This window comes from Cellulomonas sp. EB106-03-03-XG116, from assembly GCF_058792015.1.
In genome coordinates this window covers 173270-194661 of record NZ_JBYTEP010000002.1, presented here as the reverse complement: position 1 = coordinate 194661, position 21392 = coordinate 173270, and the positions used below count along the sequence as shown (strand labels likewise).

Below are 21392 nucleotides of genomic sequence, written 5' to 3'. Positions count from 1 at the left end.
GCGATCGCCTCGACCTGCCGCTGCTCGCCCGTGCGCGGTGTCCCGCCGGCGGCCACGACGGGGTCCGGGCCGAAGTCGGTCAGGCAGGTCCCGTCGGGCCCGTAGACCGGCAGCACGACGGCGGCGACCGGGTCGCCGTCCGGGTGTTCCTGCAGGTCAGATGCCATGGAACGACACTACCGACGCCCACCGACGCGAACCCCGGCGACCGCCCTCGCCCTGGGGACGGAGCACGATCACGGCACCTGTGGACGACTCGGCGCCCCGACGAACGGCTCGCCGGGACCGAGGGTCAGTAGCCCTCGTCGACCGGCTCGTCGATGACCGTCGCGCCGAGCGCCTGGGCGAGGAGCGGGATGCCGGACAGGCTGCTGGAGCCGATGTCGGGATCGTCCATGGACGGCTCGTCGTCGGCCCAGGCCACCCGGGGCGCGGTCGCGACGGCACCGCCGCCGGCAGCGGCGGCCCGGGCAGCGGCGCGGACCCGGTCCGCGCCGCTCGGGGACGGCGACGACGGCGCGGCGGACGCGGCCGTGCGCGCGGAGGACCCCGCCGCGTACGGGTCCGGGCCCGGGTCGGGGGGCAGCGGGACGTCGCGCGCCCAGTCGTCGTCCGGCGGCTCCGGAGCGCCGGGGTCGTCGGGGTGCGGGTCCCACGGCGGCGGCGCGCCCGGGTCCGTGGCCGCGGGGCGGGCGGCGGGGCGGCCGCTCCCCTCGCCGCGCGGGGTGGGGCGCTCCTCCGGGGCCGCACCCGCGCTCGTGGCGGCCCGGCCGTCGACGCCCGCACGCGCAGACGCACCGGGACGGGCCGCGGCACCGGCCTCGTCCGCCGCGTCAGCACGGTCCTCGACCCCGTCGCCGTCGCGTCCCCCCGCGTCGGGCGCGGTGCCCCGGGCGGCGCCACGGCCTGCGGTCGAGCCACCGTCCCGACCCGGTCGCTCGTCGCCGGCGGCCCGCGGTCCGGCGATGCTCTCGCGACCGCCGTCGTCCCCGGGTCGCGCGCCCTCGCCCTCGCCCCCGGGTCGCGCGTCCTCGCGGGCGGTCGTGGTGCCGGACGCGGCGCGGGCGCCGCCGAGCGGTGCCACCACGGGCCAGCCGTCGTCGGACACCGCGGCGGCCGGCGCCTGCGCGCGCGCCACCCCGGCGGGGGCGGCGGCCGCCGGGCGCCCGGGCGCCACGGGCGCGTCGAGGTCCGGTGCCTGCGGCTCCCGCTGGTCGCGGGGGAGGTCCGCCTGCGCCGCGCCGACGCCGGGACGGTCGGCCTGCCTCGGACCGGCGCCGGGCACGCCGACCTGCTCCGCGCCGACGCCGGGGCCGACGCCGGAGCCGGCACCGGACACCTCGTCGTCCGAGCCCTCCGACCGAGGGGCGGCCGCGGGCGTCACGGTGGCGGAGGACCAGGGATCCGCCGCGTCGGGGTCGTCGTCCGCGGGCGCGTCGACGCCGGACGGCCCCGGCGCAGCGGCGTCGTGCGGCGCGCGCGCCGCCTCCACCGGGCTCGGGACGGGTGCGGGTACGGGAGCCGGTCGAGCGGCGGGCGCGTCCCAGGACGCCGCGGCCTCGGCGGCCGACGGCGTGCCCCCTCCCCGGCCCGCGGGCGAGGGGGTCGCGGGACCGGGCCGTGCCGCAGCCGGGCCGCCGTCGCCGGACAGCACCGGCTCGACCTTGACCGTGAACCCGAGCGTCTCGCGCACCGCCTGCTGGACGAGGTCGGCGTGCGGGCCGGAGCGGAACGCCGACGCGAGCCCGGGCGCCCCGAAGCCGAGCTTGAGCGTCGTGGCGTCGAGCTCGACGACCTGCGCGTTCTGGCTGATCAGCACCCAGGTGGTCTTCTTGAGCCGGGCCAGGGTGTCGAGGACCTCGGGCCAGCGGCGGCGGAGCATCTCGGTGTCGCCGCCCCCCGCGGCGCCGGCCGGGCGCTCCGGGGGGGCCACCGGCTCGGCCGTCGGGACGTCGTGCGCGACCGGCGCGTGCTCGGCGGCGGGCGCGACGGCCACCGGGGCTGCCTCGGCGGGCCGGTCCGACCCGTCGGCCGACGCGGGACCGGCAGCCGGACGTCGCTCGTCGGTCGGTGCGGGACCCTCCTCCGGACCCCGCTCGCCCGCCGGCACGGGACCGACCGGTCGCCGCTCGTCCGCCGGGGTGGCACCGTCCGCGGTCGGGTCGTCGCCCCCTCCGGCGGCGGGGGCTGCCGGGGTCGGGTCCGCCGCGTCGTCGACCGTGCCGGCTCCGCGCACGGCCACCTCGGTCGCCGAGGCGCCGGCCTCGTCCACGTCGGCCGCGGCGCCCCGCGGCGCGTCCGCGGCGGCGGACGCCTCGGGCAGCGGCGCCGGCGGCGGCGTCACGACGGCCACCCGCTCGACGGGCGCGGCGGGGGCGAACGCGGGGGCGGCAGCCGCGGACGGCGCGGCGGCGGCGGTCGACGCGCCGGCCGGACCGGACGCGACGCGGACGCCCTCGCGCTCCAGCCGGTCGACCCGGGCGCCGAGCCCCGAGGCGGAGTCGTCGAGCGCGGGCAGCAGCAGCCGCGCCATGAGCAGCTCGAGGTGCAGCCGGGGCGACGTGGCGCCGGTCATCTCGGACAGCGCGGCGTTCACGAGGTCGGCGGACCGGGACAGCTCGGCCGCACCCAGGTGCGCGGCCTGCTGCTGCATGCGCGCCATCTGGTCGCCGGGCACGTCGCGCAGCACGGCGGCGGCGGCGTCGCCGGAGGCGGCCAGCACGATGAGGTCGCGCAGCCGCTCGAGCAGGTCCTCCACGAACCGCCGCGGCTCGTGGCCCGTCGAGATCACGCGCTCGACGACGCGGAACGCGCTCGCGCCGTCCCGCGCGGCGACCGCCGCCACCAGGTCGTCCAGCAGCGACGCGTGGGTGTAGCCGAGCAGGGCGACGGCGTCCTCGTAGACCAGCCCCTCCGGGCCGGAGCCGGCGATGAGCTGGTCGAGCACGGAGAGCGAGTCGCGGACCGAGCCGCCGCCGGCGCGCACCACGAGCGGCAGCACGCCGGAGCCGACCGTCACGCCCTCGGTGGTGCACAGCTGGTCCAGGTAGCCGACCATGACGTCCGGCGGCACGAGCCGGAACGGGTAGTGGTGCGTGCGCGACCGGATGGTGCCGATGACCTTGTCAGGCTCCGTCGTCGCGAAGATGAACTTCACGTGCTCCGGCGGCTCCTCGACGATCTTGAGCAGCGCGTTGAAGCCCTGCGGCGACACCATGTGCGCCTCGTCGAGGATGAACACCTTGTACCGGTCGCGGGCGGGCGCGAACGTGGCGCGCTCGCGCAGGTCGCGGGCGTCGTCGACGCCGCCGTGGCTGGCCGCGTCGATCTCCACCACGTCGAGGCTGCCGGGACCGCCGCGCGCGAGCTCGACGCACGACTCGCACACGCCGCACGGGGTGTCGGTCGGGCCCTGCGCGCAGTTGAGGCAGCGGGCGAGGATGCGGGCGGACGTCGTCTTGCCGCAGCCGCGCGGGCCGGAGAACAGGTACGCGTGGTTGGTCTGCCCCGAGCGCAGCGCCTGCCGGAGCGGCGCGGTGACGTGGTCCTGGCCGACGACCTCCGCGAAGGTCTCGGGCCGGTAGCGGCGGTACAGGGCTGTCGTCACCCCAGAACTCTAGAGGGGACTCCCGACATCCCGGGACCCCGCCGGTGCCACCTGGGGACGGACCACGGCGGGGCGTCGGGGTCGGCCGGTTCCCGGGCGGACCGCGGTGGCCGCGGGCGCCTGACGCGTCACCCACGCGATACCGCATCCCACATATCGGACGCCGTGTTCCATCCCGCGAGACGCCGGGCTAGGTTCGCCGCCATCGCGGACCGCTCCCGGTCCGCGCCCGACGCCCGAGGAGGAGGCAGCCCGATGCGCCAGCACGCCACGACCACCTGCCGCCTCTCGATGTGCGCCGGCGCGCAGGCCGTCGCCTGTCGCTGTACCGCCACGGCCTGACCGCGGGCGGCACCGGCGGCCGACGACGCGCCACCCGGGTCCGTCCCGGCCGCGCCGCGCGTCCCGCCGGTCCCGCGCCCCGCGCCCCGCGCCCCGCAGCCGACCGGCGGAACCCCGCCCCGGCGGCGGCCCGCCGCGCGCACCCCGCACCACCCCCGACCCCCGCAGCACCCCCGACCCGGCACGTCCCCCGCCGGGCCCACCCGAGAGGCACATCCCCATGAAGCGCAGACTGACCGCCTGGATCGCCGCGATCGCCGCCACCGCGTCGCTCGCCGCCTGCGCGTCCGGCGGCGGCGAGAGCTCGGCCGGGGCCACCGCGACCGCCGACGCGGACAACCGCGTCACGGTCCGCGTCGGCGTCACCGACAAGGCCCAGGAGTACTGGACGACGTTCACCGACCTGGCGGCGGACGAGGGCATCGACGTCGAGCTGGTGAACTTCACCGACTACACGCAGCCGAACCCGATCCTCAGCTCGGGCGACCTGGAGCTCAACCAGTTCCAGCACCTGCTGTACCTGGCGAACTACAACGTGAACTCCGACGACGACCTGCAGCCGATCGGCTCGACGGCGATCTACCAGCTCGGCCTCTACACGACCAAGGGCTACGCCTCGCCGGAGGACGTCCCGGAGGGTGCCGAGATCGCGATCCCGAACGACGTGGTGAACCAGGCCCGCGCGCTGCTGGTCCTCCAGTCGGCCGGCCTGATCTCGCTGGTCGACGGCGGCAACGCGTTCTCGACGCCGGCCGAGGTCGACGAGGCCGCGTCGAAGGTCAAGGTCGTCCCGGTCGACGCCAACCAGACCGCGGTGCAGCTGCAGAGCCTGGACGGCGCGATCATCAACAACAACTTCGCGACGGACGCGGGCATCGACCCGACCACCGCGATCTACTCCGACCTCGAGGACACCGACACCGCGCGGCCGTACCTCAACCTCTGGGTCGCCCGGGCCGAGGACGCCGACAACCCGGTGTTCCAGCAGCTCATCGAGATCTACCACTCCCCCGAGGTCACCGACCAGCTGGTGGAGGAGAACGGCGGCACCGCCGTGGTCGAGGACGTGCCGGCCGAGGAGCTGCAGTCCGACCTGGCCGACCTCGAGGACCTGGTCCGCGAGAACGCCTGAGCACCGCGCCCCACGGACGGCGCCGGCCCCGCGACGGGGTCGGCGCCGTCCGCGCGCGGGGAGCGGCGGACCTCGGGGACCCGTTCGGTGGCGGGACCGCGGCGCCGGTGGCACCGTGATCGCGCGGCACCCGGGTGCCGTGAGACCCGCGGACGCGGCGCTCCCGGCGGGTGCTAGGGTCGCCCGCGTCCGCCCCCACCCAGGGACAGGAGTCGAGCACGTGAGCACCCACGCCGCTTCCGAGCGCCGCGCGCAGCCGATGCGCGTCCAGGCCGGGGCGTCCTGCGGGCTCATGTGCTGTCGTCAGCGAATGTGCTGACGCTGCACCCTCGCAGCACGGCCCTCCCGCGGCGGACGTCCCGCCCGGCCCGACGCTCCTGAGCGAGCCGACCGGCCCGACCGGACACCTCCGCACGGCCCCAGGCCCGGCAGCACCGCCGCCGGCACCCCGGGGCCCCGCCGGTCGGCCCGCCACCGGCGCCGCGGCCTCCCCGCACGCCACGGCCCCGCGGGCCCGGCGACCGGCCCGCACGGGGCTCGCCCCGAGCCGAGCCCCACGCTCAGATCCACCGGAAGGCAGCACCACCATGAAGCGCAGACTGACCGCCGTCCTCGCCGCCCTCGCCGTGGGCGCGCTCGCCGCCTGCTCCGGCGGCGAGCCCGCGGCCGCCCCGACGACCGCGGACCCGGACAACCCGGTGACCGTGCGCGTCGGCGTCACGGACAAGTCGAAGGCGTACTGGACCACCTTCACGGACCTCGCGGCCGAGGAGGGCATCGACGTCGAGCTGGTGAACTTCACCGACTACCAGCAGCCGAACACGGTGCTCAGCGAGGGCCAGCTGGAGCTCAACCAGTTCCAGCACCTGCTGTTCCTCGCCAACTACAACGTCAGCGCGGACGACGACCTCGCGCCCATCGGGGCGACGGTCATCTACCAGCTCGGCCTGTACACGACCAAGGGCTACGCGTCGCCGGACGAGATCCCGGACGGCGGCGAGGTCGCCATCCCGAACGACCCGACCAACCAGGCGCGCGCGCTGCTCGTGCTGCAGTCGGCCGGCCTCATCTCGCTCCAGGACGGCGGCAACGCGCTGTCGACCCCCGCCGAGATCGACCAGGCGGCGTCCCGCGTGAAGGTCGTCCCCGTCGACGCGAACCAGACCGCGATCCAGCTGCAGGACCTGGACGCCGCGGTGGTCAACAACAACTTCGCCGCCGACGCGGGCATCGACCCGACGACGGCGATCTACTCCGACCTGGAGGACACGGACACGGCCCGCCCGTACGTGAACATCTGGGTCGCCCGGGCCGAGGACGTCGACAACCCGGTGTACGCGGACCTGATCGAGATCTACCACCGCGACGAGGTCATCGGCCAGCTCCTGGAGGAGAACCAGGGCACGGCGGTCGAGCAGGACCTGAGCCCCGAGGAGCTGCAGGCCAGCCTCACGGAGCTCGAGGACCAGGTCCGCGCGGCCGGCTGACGCACACGGTGCGCCGGGCGGCCCGCGGGTCGTCCGGCGCACGACCGCCCGCCGGCGCGACGCCGGCACCCGCCACCCGCACCCGCGGGCGACCCCCACCCAGGACGGTGACCCCGATGACCGCGATGGTCTCCCTGCGTGACGTGACGAAGGTGTTCGACGGGTCCTCAGGACCCGTGCGCGCCGTCGACGGCGTCACGCTCGACATCGAGCGCGGCGACGTGTTCGGCGTGATCGGCTACTCCGGCGCCGGCAAGAGCACGCTGGTCCGGCTGATCAACGCGCTCGAGGCCCCGACCTCCGGGCAGGTGGTGGTCGACGGCACCGAGCTCACCGGGCTCTCCGAGCGCGGCCTGCGCCCCGCCCGCGCCGGGATCGGCTTCATCTTCCAGCAGTTCAACCTGCTGAAGTCCCGCACGGTCGCCGCGAACGTGGCGTACCCGCTGCGGGTCGCGAAGTGGCCGAAGGCCAAGCGCGAGGCCCGCGTGGCCGAGCTGCTCGAGTTCGTCGGGCTGTCCGACAAGGCCAAGCAGTACCCCGACCAGCTGTCCGGCGGGCAGAAGCAGCGCGTCGGCATCGCCCGGGCGCTCGCGACGTCGCCGGCCCTGCTGCTGGCCGACGAGGCCACCAGCGCCCTCGACCCCGAGACAACCAAGGACGTGCTCGACCTGCTCCGCCGGGTGAACCGCGAGCTCGGCGTCACGATCGTGGTCATCACGCACGAGATGTCGGTCGTCTCCTACCTGTGCAACAAGGTCGCGGTCATGGAGCACGGCAAGGTGGTCGAGGAGGGCGACGTCTACCGCGTGTTCGCGGAGCCGACCCAGCCGATCACGCGCCGGTTCATCGGCGCCGCGCTGCACGACCGCCCCCGGCCCGACGTCGTCGCCCGGCTGCGCGAGCGGCACGCGGGCCGGATCGTCACGATCGCCATCCGGGAGAGCGAGGCGACCGCCGGCATCATCGTCACCGAGCGCCTGCGCGCCCACGGGATCGACGGCCACGTGGTGTTCGGCGGCATCACCGAGGTGAACTCCCGCCCGCTCGGCTCGCTCACCTTCGCGCTGGAGGGCCCCGACGCCGCGATCGACGCGTTCCTCGCGGACCTCCGCGCGCACACCGAGGTGATCGAGCACGCCCCCGACGGCGACCACGCCGGCCCCGCGAGCAAGGAGGTGGGCGCGTGAACTCCAACGGCGTCTCCCTGTGGCCCGAGCTCTGGCAGGCGCTCGGCGAGACCCTGCAGATGGCGATCGCCGCCCTGGCGATCGGCGGGCTCGCCGGCCTCGTGCTCGGCATCGCGCTCTACGTGACCCGCGCGGGGAACATCCTGGCCAACCGGCCGGTGTTCGTCGTGCTCAACGTGCTGGTCAACATCGTCCGGCCGATCCCGTTCATCATCTTCATCACCGCGGTCCGGCCGCTGACCCAGGCGCTCACCGGGGCGTCCTACGGCGTGGAGGCCGCGATCCCGGCGCTGGCGATCATGGCGACGTTCGCGACCTCGCGGATCGTCGAGCAGAACCTGGTGGCGCTCGACCCGGGCGTCGTCGAGGCGGCGCGCGCGATGGGCGCGGGCCCGCTGCGGATCATCGCGACCGTGATCGTCCCCGAGACGCTCGGCCCGCTCATCCTGGGCTTCACGTTCCTGTTCGTCGGCATCGTCGACATGACGGCGGTCGCGGGCGCGATCGGCGCCGGCGGCCTCGGCGACTTCGCGATCGTCTACGGGTACCAGCGGTTCAACGACGTGGTCACGTGGACCGCCGTCGCGGTGATCGTGGTGATGGTCCAGCTCGCCCAGTTCCTGGGCAACTTCCTGGCCCGCAAGGTCCTGCGCCGCTGACGCGCCTCGCCCGCCGCCGGCGCGCCCGCCGCCTCGCGCCGAGATAGGACCTGCCCGGCGAGATAGGACCGTCCACGGCCCTATCTCGACCGGGCGGTCCTATCTCGGCGACTGTATGGCGGCCGGCGCTAGAGCTTCTTGCCCGGGTTGAGGATGTTCCGGGGGTCCAGGACCGCCTTGATGCCGCGCTGGATCGCCAGCACGCGCTCGCCGAGCTCCCCCGCGAGCGCCCCGCGCTTCTCGGTGCCGATGCCGTGCTCGCCCGTGACGGTCCCGCCGAGCTCGACCGCGAGCCCGAGGATCCGCGCGTGCGCCTCCGCCGCCGCGGCGACCTGCCCCGGGTCAGCGGGGTCGAACGCGATCACCGGGTGCAGGTTGCCGTCGCCGACGTGCCCGCCCGTGCCGATCGGCAGCCCGACCTGCCCGGAGATGTCGCCCAGCCGCTCCAGGAGCTCGGGCAGCCGGGTGCGCGGCACCGCGACGTCCTCGTTGATGCTGCCGCCGCGGACGGCCCGCATCGCCGGGTTGAACGCCCGTCGGGCGCGCAGCAGCGCGTGCAGCCGCTGCTCGTCGTGCGCGACGTCGACCGTCAGGGCGCCGTGCTCCCGCGCGATCGCCTCGTAGGCCGCGACGTCCTCGACGCCGCCGACCGCCTCGTCGGTGATCGCCAGCAGCATCGCCTCGGCGCCCGCCGGCAGCCCGGCGTCCGGGTCGTACGCCACCAGCGAGGCCAGCACGACGCCGTCGAGCAGCTCGAGCGTCGACGGGCGGTGCGGGCTCGCGATGATCGCGTTCGCCGCCTCCAGCGCATCGCCCACCGTCGCGAACGTCGCGCACACGCCGCGGTCGGGGCCCGGGGCGGGCAGCAGACCGAGCGTCGCCTCGGTGACGACGGCGAGCGTGCCCTCCGAGCCGACGACCAGCCCCGTGAGGTCGAGCCCCGCCACCGCCTTCACGGTCTCCGGTGACGTCCGGACGACCTCCCCGTCGGCCAGCACGACCTCGAGCGAGCGCACGAAGTCCCGGGTGACCCCGTACTTCACGCAGCGCATGCCGCCCGCGTTGGTCGCGATGTTCCCGCCGATCGTGCTCTGCGCGTACGACGCCGGGTCCGGCGGGTAGAACAGCCCGCGGGCGGCGACGGCGTCGACCAGGTCCTTGGTGACGACGCCCGGCTGGACGACGGCGACCTGGTCGACCGGGTCGATCCGGCGGATCTCCGTCATCCGGGCCGTCGACAGCAGGATCGCGCCCGGGACGGCGTTGGCGCCGCCGGCGAGCCCGCTGAGCGCGCCCTGCGGGACGACCGGGACGCCGTGCGCGTGCGCGGCGCGGAGCACGGCGGAGACCTCGGCGGTGGTCGACGGCTGCACCAGCACGACCGGGTCGCCGGTGGGCGGGGTCGCGGAGCCGTCCTGGGACCGGCCGCGCAGCGCGTCGGCGTCCGTCACCAGCGCCTCGGCGGGCAGCGCGGCGCGCAGGTCGGCGAGGACGGCCGCGAGCGCGGCGGCGTCCGGCGCCGCGGCGGCCGCGGCCGGGCCCGGGTCGGCGGGGCCGGGGTCGACGGGCGTGCGGGTCCCGGTCACGGCAGCCTCACGTGCTCGGGGGTGAGCTCGGCCAGGGACCGCACGCCGAGCAGGCGGAGGGTCCGGGCGATCTCGGTGGTCAGGATGGTGCCGACACGGTCGACGCCGCGCTCACCACCGGCCATCAGGCCGTACAGGTACGCCCGCCCGAGCATGACGGCGCGCGCGCCGAGGGCGACCGCCGCCACGACGTCGGCGCCGTTCGAGAAGCCGGTGTCGACGTACACCTCGGCGCGGTCGCCGACCGCCTGCACCGTGTCGGGGACGAGCGTCAGGGGCACCGGCGCCCGGTCGAGCTGCCGCCCGCCGTGGTTCGACAGCACCACCGCGTCCGCGCCCGCACCGACCACGCGCTCGGCGTCGGCGACGGTCTGCACGCCCTTGACCACCAGCGGTCCGTCCCAGTGCTCGCGCACCCACGCCAGGTCGGCGAGCTCGACCGTCGGGTCGAACATGTGCGCCGCGAGCTCCTCGATCGTGCCCTGCCAGGAGTCGAGCGTCGCGAACCGCAGCGGCTCCGTGGTGAGGAAGTTCAGCCACCACGACGGGTGCAGCGCGCCGTCGACGACGGTCCTGACCGACAGGGCCGGCGGGATGCTGAACCCGTTCCGGTTGTCCCGCAGCCGGGCACCGCCCACCGGCGTGTCCACGGTGATGACCAGCGCCTCGTAGCCGGCGGCCTTCGCGCGCGCCATCAGCTCGGTCGACGCGCCGCGGTCCTTCCACACGTACAGGCCGAACCAGTTCCGCCCGTCGGGCGCGGCGGCGGCCAGGTCCTCGATCGACGTCGTGCCCATCGTCGACAGCGTGTAGGGGACGCCGGTGCGCGCCGCGGACCGGGCGACGGCCCGCTCGCCCTCGTGCTGCATCATCCGCGTGAAGCCGGTCGGGGCGTACAGGAACGGCGCCGCGGCGGGCCGGCCCAGGACCGTCGTCGACAGGTCGACCTCGCCGACGTCCCGCAGCACCGACGGGCGGAACTCGACGTCCCGGAGCGTCCGGCGGGCCCGGCGCAGCGACACCTCCGCCTCGGCGGCGCCGTCCACGTAGTCGAACACCGACCGCGGGGTGCGCGACCGGGCGATCGTCCGCAGGTCCCGCACCGTGTACGCCCGGGACAGCCGGCGGGCCACCGGGTCCAGCTCGAGCGGACGCATCCGCAGCAGGGGCCTGAGCTCGGACCAGGTCTGCAGCCGTCGCCGCACGTGTCGCCTCCTCGCCGGTGGGCCCGGCGGCTCCGGGCCCCGCCCGGGCACGGTAGCCCCGCGGACGCGCCCGACGGGGGCGCGACTCACCCCGCGACGGGTGGTGACCCGCGACGCCGGGGTCGGAGCGGGCACCCGCGGCAGCGCGTTCAGTCCTCGCGGTCGGCCTTCGTGCGCTCCGCGCGCTCGGCCGCGTTCTGGTGCGCCCGCTCGTTCGCGTTCGCGGCGGGGCCGGGCCCGCCCTCGGTCGCGTCGGCTCCGTCGTCGGCCCCCGGGTCGGCGCCGGTCCCGGGGCCCGCCGGGCCGGGCTTCCCCGCGTCGGCCTTGCCGTCGCCGGGTCCCGCCGCGCCCGCGCCGGTCTCCACCCGGTCGACGACGGCGACCGCCGTCCCGGCGCCGTCGCCGGCCGCCCGGCCGCCCGCGCCGCCGTCGCCGGTGGCCGACGAGCCGCCCGCGCCCGTCGCGACGGTCACGGTGCCCGGCTCCGCCGCGGTCGCGTCCGGGAGGCCGGCGTCGGTCTCCGGCTCCGCGACGGCCGGTGTCGTGGCGTCGTCCGGCTCGGCCGACGCCTCCTGCGACACCACGGCCGGCTCCTGCGTCGTGGCGGCCGGGTCCGCGGCGGGTGCGTGCGGCGCCAGCGCGCTCGCCGCGACCACCAGGGCGGCCGTCACGCCGAGCAGCGCCGTGCCCACCACGACGCCGCGTCGCCGCCGCCCGGGGTCCGTGGCCGCCGCCGCGCCCGCGTCGGTCGCCGGGCCGGCACTGATCACCGGGTCGGCGCCGGTCGCCGCGGGGGCGTCCGCGCGGAGCGCGCCCGGCTCGGCGCGCAGCCCGAGCAGCCGGGGGTCGACGCCCAGCGTGGGGGCGTCGAGGTCGTCGTCGAGGTCAGCCACGAGGTCCGAGGCGAGGGGGCCGTCGGGCAGCGGCCCGCTCGGGTGCTCCTCGAGCGCCCCGGGGTCCACCGGACCCACCGGGACCGCCACCGCGGGCAGCGCCACCGTCCCCAGGGGGACCGCCGCGGCACCGATGTCCCCCGCCACCGGGCCCACGCCGAGCGCGCCGGGGCGGAGCAGCGCCCGGAGCTCCTCGGCGGCGGCCGCCGCCGTGAGCCGGTCCAGCGGGTCCAGCGCGGTCATCGAGCCGATGAGCTCCGCCCACCGCGGCCCGAAGCGCTCGGGCAGCGGGACCGGCCGGTGCAGCCGCGCCACCGCGGAGGTCAGCGCGTCACCGGGGAACGCCCGCTCGGCGGTGAGGCACTCGACCAGCACGAGCCCGAGCGCGTAGACGTCGGACGCCGCCGTGAGGCGTCCGCCGGTCGCCTGCTCCGGGCTGAGGTAGGACGGGGTGCCGAGGAGCTCCTGCGTCGCGGTCGCGGTCTCGTCGGCCCGGACGCGGGCGATGCCGAAGTCCGTCAGCTTGGTCCACGAGCCGCCCGCGCCGCCCCGGCCTGCCGGGGGCAGCAGGATGTTGCCGGGCTTCACGTCGCGGTGCACGACGCCCTCGTCGTGGATGTACGCCAGCGCCTCGGCCACGTGCACGCCGACCAGGGCCGCGTCCTCCGCGGACAGCGGGCCCTCCGCGAGCCGGGCGGCCAGCGACGGGCCGCGCACCAGCTCCATGACCAGGAAGTCCTGCATCTCGCCGCCGGGCAGCTCGGTGGTGCCCGCGTCGAGCATCATCACGAGGCCGGGGTGGCCGAGCCGGGCGAGCAGCCGCATCTCGGCGCCGTGCCGCTCCTCGTCGTCGTGCCCGGTCGCCGACGGGTGGAACACCTTCACGGCCACGTCCCGGGCCAGGACCCGGTCGTGCGCGAGGTAGACCTCCGCCATGCCGCCGCGACCCAGGCGCTCCCCGAGCGTGTAGCGACCGCCGAGCACCGTCCCCGCGGACAGCGCGTGCTCCCGGGGGCGCAGCCCGGCTCCGGGCGCGACGTCGGGGGCAGGCGCGGTCGCCTGCTCGAGATGGTCACCCATCGACGAACCTCCTCGACGTGGAGTACCAGGATCACCGGGGACCCTCGCACGCGCGCGTCGAGACGGGCGGTGTCACCTGCACGGGGGACGGGGCCCGGTGGCCCGCGTCCCGCCCGCCGGCCGGCTCAGTCGGGCCTGACCTGCGGTTCCGCCAGGACGGAGCGCAGCAGCGGCCGGCTCGTCTCGGTCGCCCCGAGCACCAGCAGGCACCCGGCCGTGAGGCACGTCACGAGCAGCAGCAGCCCGCTGGGGTCCGTCACGCCGGCCACCCCGAACACCGGCGACATCATCAGCACCGCGGTCGCCGCCGACCCCACCGCGACCAGCAGCATCGGCACGAGCACCTCGCGGCGCCGCACGGAGTCGAGCAGCGCCACCGGGGTGCCCGCGAGCACCTGGAGCGCGTACTCCCGGCGCCGGTCCAGCACCGTCGCCGCCTGGGTGATCCCCGCCGAGGCGGCCGCGACCAGGAACGTGATCGCCAGCGTGAGCAGCGCGCCCCGCATGAGGTCGCCGGTGAAGGTCCGCATCTCCGCGACCTCGGCGACGGACGCGCCGTCGCCGGCCGACCCCGACGCCAGCAGCGGCACCACGGCCAGCGCCCCCGCGACGAACCCGGCCAGGCCGAGCCCGCCGACCACCCGCCACGTCGCGCGCGGGTCGTCGACCAGGCGGCGCGCCGCGAGCAGCTGCGCGGGCGTCCGCGCCCGGCGCACCCGCAGCCGGCCGACCAGCCCCAGCGCCCACGGGCCGACGAGGTTCAGCGCCGCGAACCCGAGCGCCAGCGACCCGATGGCGAACGCGATCGCGAACGCCCCGAGCTGCCCGAGCACCAGGGTGACGACCATGAACAGGCCCATCGCGGCCAGCGCCAGCACCGCCCGCACGGCCCGCATCCTCGGGGGCGTCTGCCGCCGGGCGACCCCGAGCGGCGACACCACGACCCGGCGGAGCGAGACGACGCCGCTCACCACCGCCAGCAGGGGCACCACCACGCACGCGGCGGCGAGGACCGGCCACCCGACCCAGAGCTCCCCCGCGGAGAACGTCGACCCCTGGAACGGCACCCGCGTCCACACCGGCAGCAGCGCGACGTACCCCAGCGCGCCCGCCACCGCCCCCGCCAGCCCCTGCCACGCGGTCTCGACGACGGTGAGCGCGACCACCTCGCGGGGCGTGACGCCGAGCAGCCGCAGCGTCGCCAGCCGGGCGTCCCGCCGTGCGACCCCGAGCCGGGCCGCCGACCCGCCGAGCGTGAGCAGCGGCACCACCAGCAGCACGACGGCCGTCCACGCGAACACCACGTAGGTGTCGCCGTTCGCGCGCTGGTAGGCGTCCGCGGGGTCCGCGGCGCGGCCGGCGAAGCCCAGGAGCCCGCCGATCACGGACAGCGTCAATGCCGTCATCACCGCGAACGCCGCCACCGCGAGCGCGGTCGTCAGCCGGCTGTCCCGGCCGCCGGCGCGGCGCAGCCGCGGCGCCAGGGCGAGCACGGCGCTCACCGCAGACCGCCCTGCGGGACGCGGCGCTCGTCCGCCACCACGCGGCCGTCGCGCACCTCGACGCGCCGCCCGCACCACGCCGCCACGCCGGCGTCGTGCGTCACCACGACCAGCGACGCGCCCGCGAGCCGGGTGGTCTCCGTGAGTACCCGCATCACCTCGTGGCCGGTGGCCTGGTCGAGCGCGCCGGTCGGCTCGTCGGCGAACACCACCTCGGGTCCCGTGATCAGGGCGCGGGCGACCGCCACCCGCTGCGCCTGGCCGCCGGACAGCTCCCCGGGGCGCCGACCCTCCATCCCCGCGAGGCCCAGCGACGCGAGCCACCGGCCCGCGAGCTCCGTGGCCTCCCTGCGGGACGTGCCGAGCAGCATCGGCGCCAGCGCCACGTTCTCGATCGCCGGCAGCTCCGCGAGCAGCTGGCCGAACTGGAACACGAAGCCGTACTGCCGCCGGCGCACGAGCGAGCGCTCGCGCTCGTCGAGGTCGTGCAGCCCGCGCCCCGACAGCGCCACCGTGCCGGCGTCGGGGACGAGGATGCCGGCGAGGCAGTGCAGCAGGGTGGACTTGCCCGACCCGGAGGGCCCCATCACGGCGACCGACTCGCCGGGGGCCACGTCCAGGTCGACTCCGGCGAGCGCGGTCGTCGCGCCGAACTGCTTCACGAGGCCGCGGGCGGACAGCCGGGGGCCGGGGGTCGTCGTGCTCATGCCGCCAGCGTCCCGCCGCGCGCGGGGCCGGCGCGTCGTGCCGCGGTCGCGTCCTCGGGGGGCGCCGGCTGCGACCGGGGGCGGAGGCCGGGCGCCGGGTCCGACCGGGGACGGACGACCTCCGGGCGACCCGCGGGGCCTGCGCGGGGCCTGCGCGGGGCCTGCGCGGGTCCTGCACGGGTCCTGCGCGGTCGGGCCCGGGCATGCGAGGACCCCCCGCACACCCGCCAGAGCTCACCTGCCCTTGCTGCCTTCCGGCCCTGGGGGGGTTCAGCGAGATGACGCCGCACGAGGGGTCTGCCCCCAGCCTAACGCAGCCGGGACGTCCGTTTCGCCGCGTCACGGCCCCGCCGACTCCCGGTCGACGCCCGATCGGGGCACCGGATCACCCGCGCCCGGGGTGCAGCACCGCCGCTGACCTGTCGATACGGCACAGTGCGGCCAGACGTCCCACGACTCGCGTCGCGCCCCCTCGACCCCCCGGCGGCCCCGACCGCCCCTGCGAAAGGCACCCGCGTGGCCACCGTCGACCAGACCCTCACCGCCGCCATGTCCATCGAGGGTGCGACCGCCGTCGCGCTCGTCGACTTCGACTCCGGAATGCTCCTCGGCTCCGCCGGCGGCGGCATCGACCTGGACCTCGCCGCGGCCGGCAACACCGACGTGGTGCGCGCCAAGTTCCGCACCCTCGCGTCCCTCGGTCTGTCCGACGGCATCGAGGACATCCTCATCACCCTGACCAGCCAGCTGCACCTGATCCGCCTGCTGCAGAGCGCGCACGGCCAGGGCCTGTTCCTCTACCTGGTCCTGGACCGCAGCCGCGCGAACCTCGCGATGGCCCGCCGGCAGCTGCTCAACCTCGAGCGCGACCTGGACCTCTGAGCACCACCGACCGACCGCACGAGGAGGACGCCGCGGCATGATCATCCGCCAGAACGGCCTGCAGGTCGCCGCCACGCTGCGGCACGCCGTCGACGGGATCCGTCGCGTCCTCCTCGTCCAGCGGGACGGGACGCCGTTCAGCGACGACGGGCCGGAGGAGGACCGCGACCGGCTCGCCGCCCTCGTCGTCGCCTGCGTCGAGATGGCCCACCACACCGCCGCGGGCGCCTCGCTCACCGGCCTGGCGACGTGCACCGTCCGGACCGACGACGGGGCCGTGGTCGCGACGCCCGTGGGCGACCGGTTCGCGCTGGCCGTCGTCACCGAGCCGACGGTCAATCTCGTGCTGCTGCAGCGGGTGCTGGCGCCGCAGGTGGAGCACCTGCTGGCGCTCGACGGGGGTGCCTGACCCCCGCCGAGCGCGGTCGTCCGCGCCGAGCGCGGCGGCAGGGGGTACCGCGCTCGGCGGGAGCCACCGCGCTCGGCGTCGGGCGGGCCGGCGACGGGCCGTCTGTCAGTCGTCCAGGCGGCGCAGGTAGCGCTCCGGAGCCGCCAGGAACCCGCCCCAGGTCCCAGCCGTCCCGCAGCACCTGCGCCACCGCGGGGACCCGGGTGAACCACGCGCCCGCGTCGACGGGCTCGCGGTCGTCGGCGCGCACGCGGCGCACGGGCGGGGCGGGACCGGTCAGGGCACGCGGGGCAGCCCACCACACGGGTCCGCCAGCCGCGTCGGGGGACGCCTCGGCCGGGCGCGGTCGGCCCGGTTACCGAGCACGGCTCCGGCTCGGGTACCCTCTTACGGCCGGGAGGATTCGCCTAGTGGCCTATGGCGCACGCTTGGAAAGCGTGTTGGGTTCACGCCCTCGGGGGTTCGAATCCCCCATCCTCCGCAGGTCGACGGGCCCGCCACCGCGTTCGCGCAGGTGGCGGGCCCTTCGTCATGTCCGGTGCGGGCGTCACTCCGTCCCGTCGGTGTCCGTCGTCCCCTCGTAGAGCCCGATCTCGTTGCCCTCGGTGTCGACGAAGACCGCCCACCAGCTCGTCTCGCTGATCTCCGCCTTCGGCCGGACGACGCGCCCGCCGAGCTCGGTGACCCGGCGCAGCGTGTCGTCGATGGAGTCGACCTCGACGTAGGACCGCGGCCGGTCGAAGTTCTCGTCCCGGGGGGCCAGCCCGCCGCCGCTGATCTTGTTCGGGGCCTGCCACATCGGGTAGCCCTCGTAGCCCGGGTACTCCTGGATCTGCCAGCCGAACAGCGTGCCGTAGAAGCCCTTCGCCCGGTCGACGTCGTCGACCGGGATGTCGATGTGCGTGATGTCGCCGTGTGCCATGCCCACACCCCCGTGACCGGCGACCCCGCGCCGCTGCGGGATCGGCTGCGCCCAGGGTACGACCGGCCCCCGACACGCGGTCCGGGGCCGGGCGGGTGGGGCGTCAGCCCTTCTTGCGCGGCGCCGCCCCGATGGAGCGCAGCCGGCGCGCCGCCACCGCGAGCTGCACGTCGCGGTACTGCGCCGCGCGGTGCATCTGGCCGCGCAGGTCGGTGCCCGAGGCGCGGTGCCGCAGGTCGCACGGGACCTCGACGGCGACGAACCCCTTGCGCAGCAGGTCGATCGTCATGCCGGTCTCGACGCCCCAGCCGCGGGCGAGCGGCGTCGCGGCCTCGAAGGCCTCACGGGTGAGGCAGCGCATGCCGGACAGCGGCTGCGTCGGGGTCCACCCGGTCAGCGACTGGATGGCGCGCCGGGCGGCGCCCACGACGATGCCACGCCCGCCGGCACCGGGCTGGGGCGGCAGCAGCGCGATCGACACGTCGGCGGTGCCCTCGAGCACCGGCGGGACGAGCGGGGCGGTGTTGACGGCGGTGTCGCCGAGGTCGCCGTCGATGAACAGGAGCAGCCGCGGCGGGCGGTCCGGCGCGTCCCGCATGGCGACGACGGCGGCGCCGGTCTCCATCGCGGCGGCCTTGCCCCGGTTGTGCGAGTGCCGCACGACGACGGCGCCGGCCTCGCGGGCGACGTGCTGGGTGTTGTCCTCCGAGCCGTCGTCGACGACGAGGACCAGGTCGACGTGCGGGATCGCCCGCGCGGACCGGACGGTGGCGGCGATCCGGCGGGACTCGTCCTTGGCGGGGATGACGACGGCGACGCGCTGCCGGGACCGGCCGGTGCGGGCGGTGGTCGTGGGCGCCTCGAGCGGCGCGGGCTGCTGGGGCGGGGACCGTCGGGGCTTGCGCGGGGCCGGCTCCTCCGCCCGGGCAGGGCGGTCGTCGACCGATCGATCCTCGGTCCTGTCCTCCGCCTCGCCCGTCACGCGGGTCAGCCTATCGAGCCGGCCGGGCCGCGCGCGCCGTCCAGGGCCGGACACGCGGACGCTGCACACGACGGTCACACGGGCGGCGCGGCGCCGTCACCAGCGGCTCCGCGCGGGCGTCCCGGGCCGGGACGCCGCAGGCCGCCCCGGCGTGCACCGGGGCGGTGCGGCGGGGCGGCCTGCGGAGGGGCTCAGCGGAGCGTGACCTGCCGGGCGACGATGCCGGCGCGGGCGCGGCGGGCGTTCGCGTCGAGGGGCTCGGTGTCGGCGAGCGCGGCCGCGAAGCGCGGCGCGAACTCCGTCACGGCCTGCTCGATGTCCTCGGCCTCGCTGCCGCGCGCCAGCTCCCACACCGGGACGACCAGGCCGTTGGACCGGAAGTAGCCGATGAACTTGGCGCCCTCGAAGCCGGACTCGCGGCGGCCGTGCAGCCGGGCGAGGCCGTCGATGACCTGCTGCTCGTCGTGCGGCTGCGCCCAGCGCAGGTACTCGCGGGCGCCCATGCGGACCCAGTAGGCCGCGTCGACGGCCGCGAGCTTCTTGGTGTCGACGACGCCCGCGTCGGCCTCCTCGATGGCGGCCTTGAGGTCCGGGGTCATCTCGGTGTCGGCGGCGACCCAGTAGGCGAAGCTCTCCTCCACCGTCACCTCGAACGGCACGGTGGTGTCGAGCACGTCCTGCAGCCGCGGGCCGGGGCCCGCCAGGCCGGAGCCCTGCACGGCGGTGCCGGGCTCGGAGTCGAGCGCCTCGAGCAGCGCCGCGGCGAGGTCGCGGCTCGCGTCGCCGGAGCCGCCGACGACCTGCAGCGCGAGCAGCACGACGCCGTCGGCGCGGTGCAGCGCGGCCCAGCCGTCGGGGAGCACGGTGGTGATCGTGACGTCGCGCGCGCCGTGCTCGGCGTTCGTGCGGGCGGTCGCGGTGGCGGCGGGCACGAGCTCGCGCAGGGCGACCCAGTCGGGCTCGCCGGGGAGGCCCTCGAAGGGGCGCAGCACGAAGTCGACGGAGGAAGAGGCCATGCACCCAGGCTACCGGGCCGCGACGCGCCCCCGCCGTGGTCCGCAGGTCGCCCGCTCGACCAGCCGCGCGACCGTCTTCGGTGGCAGGATCGGGCCATGGACCCGCGCGCCGGAACCCCTGCCCAGCCCTCCGACCTCGTGGACGTCGAGGCGATGCTCGCCGCGTACCACGACCGCCGCCCCGACCTGGAGGATCCCGCGCAGCGCGTGGTGTTCGGCACCAGCGGCCACCGCGGCTCGAGCCTCGACGGCGCCTTCAACGAGGCGCACATCGTCGCGATCACCGCCGCGATCGTCGAGTACCGCCGCAGCCAGGGCACCGACGGCCCCCTGTTCATCGGCCGGGACACCCACGGCCTGTCGGAGCCGGCGTGGCGGACCGCGCTGGAGGTGCTGGCGGCCGCCGGCGTCGAGGTGCGCGTCGACGCCCGCGACTCCTGGACCCCGACGCCCGCCGTGTCGCACGCGATCCTGCTGCACAACGGCGCCGCGACCTCCGAGGGGGTGCGCGCGACCGGCCCCGGCCTGGCGGACGGCATCGTCGTCACCCCGTCGCACAACCCGCCCCGGGACGGCGGCTTCAAGTACAACCCGCCGCACGGCGGGCCGGCGGGCTCCGAGGCCACGACATGGATCGCGGACCGGGCCAACGAGCTGCTCGCGAGCGGCGTGGACCGGGTGCCGCGCGTCAGCGTGGACGCCGCGCTCGCCGCGGACACCACCCGCAAGCACGACTTCCTCGGGGCGTACGTCGACGACCTGACGCACGTGCTCGACCTGGACGCGATCCGGTCGGCCGGCGTGCGGATCGGCGCGGACCCGCTCGGCGGCGCGTCCGTCGAGTACTGGGGCGCGATCGCCGAGCGGTACGGGCTGGACCTCACGGTCGTGAACCCGCGGGTCGACCCGCAGTGGTCGTTCATGACCCTGGACTGGGACGGCAAGATCCGGATGGACTGCTCGTCGCCGTCGGCCATGGCGTCGCTCGTCACGGCGATGCAGGGCGACTCGCCGTTCGACATCGCGACCGGCAACGACGCGGACTCCGACCGGCACGGCATCGTCACGCCGGACGCCGGGCTGATGAACCCGAACCACTACCTCGCGGTGGCGATCCGGTACCTGTACTCCGGCGCGCGCCCGGGCTGGCCGGCGGACGCCGCGATCGGCAAGACCCTGGTGTCGTCGTCGCTGATCGACCGGGTCGCGGCCGACCTCGGCCGCCGGCTGCTGGAGGTCCCGGTCGGCTTCAAGTGGTTCGTCCCCGGCCTGCTCGACGGGTCGGTCGGCTTCGGCGGCGAGGAGTCGGCCGGGGCGTCGTTCCTGCGCAAGGACGGCTCGGTGTGGACCACCGACAAGGACGGCATCATCCTGGCGCTCCTGGCCTCGGAGATCCTGGCGACGACCGGGAAGTCCCCGTCGCAGCACCACGCGGAGCTCGTCGGCCGGTTCGGCGAGTCCTGGTACGCCCGCGTGGACGCGCCGGCGACCCTCGAGCAGAAGGCCACGCTCGGGAAGCTGTCGCCGGAGCAGGTGACGGCCACGACGCTCGCCGGCGAGGACATCACCGCGAAGCTCACGTCGGCGCCGGGCAACGACGCGGCGATCGGCGGCCTCAAGGTGACGACCGAGAACGCCTGGTTCGCCGCGCGGCCGTCCGGCACGGAGAACGTCTACAAGATCTACGCCGAGTCGTTCGTGGGCCCCGAGCACCTGACGCAGGTGCAGGAGGCCGCGAAGGACGTCGTCTCGGACGCGCTCGGCGGCTGAGGGCGACGCGCCGGCCCGGCTCCC

At 76.5% G+C, this 21392-nt stretch carries 16 protein-coding genes, 1 tRNA gene and 1 other RNA gene; 8 read left to right on the top strand and 10 right to left on the bottom strand.

What is annotated here, in order from left to right:
- Positions 1 to 292 precede the first annotated feature (292 nt).
- Positions 293 to 3607, bottom strand: a complete 3315-nt coding sequence (locus AC3WUG_RS01880) for a DNA polymerase III subunit gamma and tau (RefSeq protein WP_492326081.1) — start codon at positions 3605 to 3607, stop codon at positions 293 to 295.
- Between the two features lie 562 nt (positions 3608 to 4169).
- Here AC3WUG_RS01880 and AC3WUG_RS01875 point away from each other — a divergent pair.
- The 4 genes from AC3WUG_RS01875 to AC3WUG_RS01860 all read left to right on the top strand — a co-directional run bounded on the left by AC3WUG_RS01875 (position 4170) and on the right by AC3WUG_RS01860 (position 8414).
- Entirely contained in the window at positions 4170 to 5081 is a 912-nt protein-coding gene (locus AC3WUG_RS01875; protein WP_492326080.1) for a MetQ/NlpA family ABC transporter substrate-binding protein, read from the top strand.
- Positions 5082 to 5668: 587 nt separating this feature from the next.
- The gene (locus tag AC3WUG_RS01870; protein ID WP_492326079.1) at positions 5669 to 6568 is read left to right on the top strand and encodes a MetQ/NlpA family ABC transporter substrate-binding protein; all 900 of its coding nucleotides are present in this window, start codon (positions 5669 to 5671) and stop codon (positions 6566 to 6568) included.
- 116 nt (positions 6569 to 6684) lie between these two features.
- Positions 6685 to 7755 carry a methionine ABC transporter ATP-binding protein gene (locus tag AC3WUG_RS01865; RefSeq protein ID WP_492326078.1) on the top strand — a complete coding sequence of 357 codons (1071 nt, stop codon included), beginning with the start codon at positions 6685 to 6687 and terminating at the stop codon, positions 7753 to 7755.
- A gap of 59 nt (positions 7756 to 7814) precedes the next feature.
- Positions 7815 to 8414, top strand: a complete 600-nt coding sequence (locus AC3WUG_RS01860) for a methionine ABC transporter permease (RefSeq protein ID WP_210417435.1) — start codon at positions 7815 to 7817, stop codon at positions 8412 to 8414.
- A 128-nt stretch (positions 8415 to 8542) separates the two neighbouring features.
- Here AC3WUG_RS01860 and AC3WUG_RS01855 read toward each other — a convergent pair whose 3' ends face one another.
- From AC3WUG_RS01855 to ffs, 6 genes are all read right to left on the bottom strand, one after another.
- On the bottom strand, positions 8543 to 10000 hold the full coding sequence (locus tag AC3WUG_RS01855; protein ID WP_492326077.1) for an FAD-binding oxidoreductase: 1458 nt from the start codon (positions 9998 to 10000) through the stop codon (positions 8543 to 8545).
- Positions 9997 to 11205 carry an alpha-hydroxy acid oxidase gene (locus AC3WUG_RS01850; RefSeq protein ID WP_492326076.1) on the bottom strand — a complete coding sequence of 403 codons (1209 nt, stop codon included), beginning with the start codon at positions 11203 to 11205 and terminating at the stop codon, positions 9997 to 9999. The genes AC3WUG_RS01855 and AC3WUG_RS01850 overlap by 4 nt, the downstream gene beginning before the upstream one ends.
- Positions 11206 to 11354: 149 nt before the next feature.
- Positions 11355 to 13178, bottom strand: coding sequence for a serine/threonine-protein kinase (locus tag AC3WUG_RS01845; RefSeq protein ID WP_492326075.1), 1824 nt, complete (start codon positions 13176 to 13178; stop codon positions 11355 to 11357).
- 125 nt (positions 13179 to 13303) lie between these two features.
- On the bottom strand, positions 13304 to 14680 hold the full coding sequence (locus AC3WUG_RS01840) for an FtsX-like permease family protein (protein WP_492326074.1): 1377 nt from the start codon (positions 14678 to 14680) through the stop codon (positions 13304 to 13306).
- Entirely contained in the window at positions 14677 to 15387 is a 711-nt protein-coding gene (locus AC3WUG_RS01835; protein ID WP_492326073.1) for an ABC transporter ATP-binding protein, read from the bottom strand. Before AC3WUG_RS01835 ends, AC3WUG_RS01840 begins: the two co-directional genes overlap by 4 nt.
- Before the next feature lie 204 nt (positions 15388 to 15591).
- Positions 15592 to 15688, bottom strand: an RNA gene (ffs, locus tag AC3WUG_RS01830) — signal recognition particle sRNA small type.
- A gap of 215 nt (positions 15689 to 15903) precedes the next feature.
- Here ffs and AC3WUG_RS01825 point away from each other — a divergent pair.
- The 3 genes from AC3WUG_RS01825 to AC3WUG_RS01815 all read left to right on the top strand — a co-directional run bounded on the left by AC3WUG_RS01825 (position 15904) and on the right by AC3WUG_RS01815 (position 17159).
- The gene (locus AC3WUG_RS01825; RefSeq protein ID WP_218705396.1) at positions 15904 to 16269 is read left to right on the top strand and encodes a hypothetical protein; all 366 of its coding nucleotides are present in this window, start codon (positions 15904 to 15906) and stop codon (positions 16267 to 16269) included.
- A 37-nt stretch (positions 16270 to 16306) separates the two neighbouring features.
- Positions 16307 to 16678, top strand: a complete 372-nt coding sequence (locus AC3WUG_RS01820; protein ID WP_492326072.1) for a roadblock/LC7 domain-containing protein — start codon at positions 16307 to 16309, stop codon at positions 16676 to 16678.
- Between the two features lie 396 nt (positions 16679 to 17074).
- Positions 17075 to 17159, top strand: a tRNA-Ser gene (locus AC3WUG_RS01815).
- Between the two features lie 66 nt (positions 17160 to 17225).
- Here AC3WUG_RS01815 and AC3WUG_RS01810 read toward each other — a convergent pair.
- The 3 genes from AC3WUG_RS01810 to AC3WUG_RS01800 form a co-directional block, all read right to left on the bottom strand.
- Complete coding sequence (locus tag AC3WUG_RS01810; RefSeq protein ID WP_492326071.1) at positions 17226 to 17600, bottom strand: VOC family protein; 375 nt, start codon at positions 17598 to 17600, stop codon at positions 17226 to 17228.
- 103 nt (positions 17601 to 17703) lie between these two features.
- On the bottom strand, positions 17704 to 18582 hold the full coding sequence (locus AC3WUG_RS01805; RefSeq protein ID WP_492326070.1) for a glycosyltransferase family 2 protein: 879 nt from the start codon (positions 18580 to 18582) through the stop codon (positions 17704 to 17706).
- Between the two features lie 191 nt (positions 18583 to 18773).
- Entirely contained in the window at positions 18774 to 19598 is an 825-nt protein-coding gene (locus AC3WUG_RS01800; RefSeq protein ID WP_492326069.1) for a DUF5926 family protein, read from the bottom strand.
- A 96-nt stretch (positions 19599 to 19694) separates the two neighbouring features.
- On the opposite strand from AC3WUG_RS01800, the gene pgm reads away from it, so the two are divergent.
- Complete coding sequence (gene pgm, locus AC3WUG_RS01795) at positions 19695 to 21368, top strand: phosphoglucomutase (alpha-D-glucose-1,6-bisphosphate-dependent) (RefSeq protein ID WP_492326068.1); 1674 nt, start codon at positions 19695 to 19697, stop codon at positions 21366 to 21368.
- Positions 21369 to 21392 lie beyond the last annotated feature (24 nt).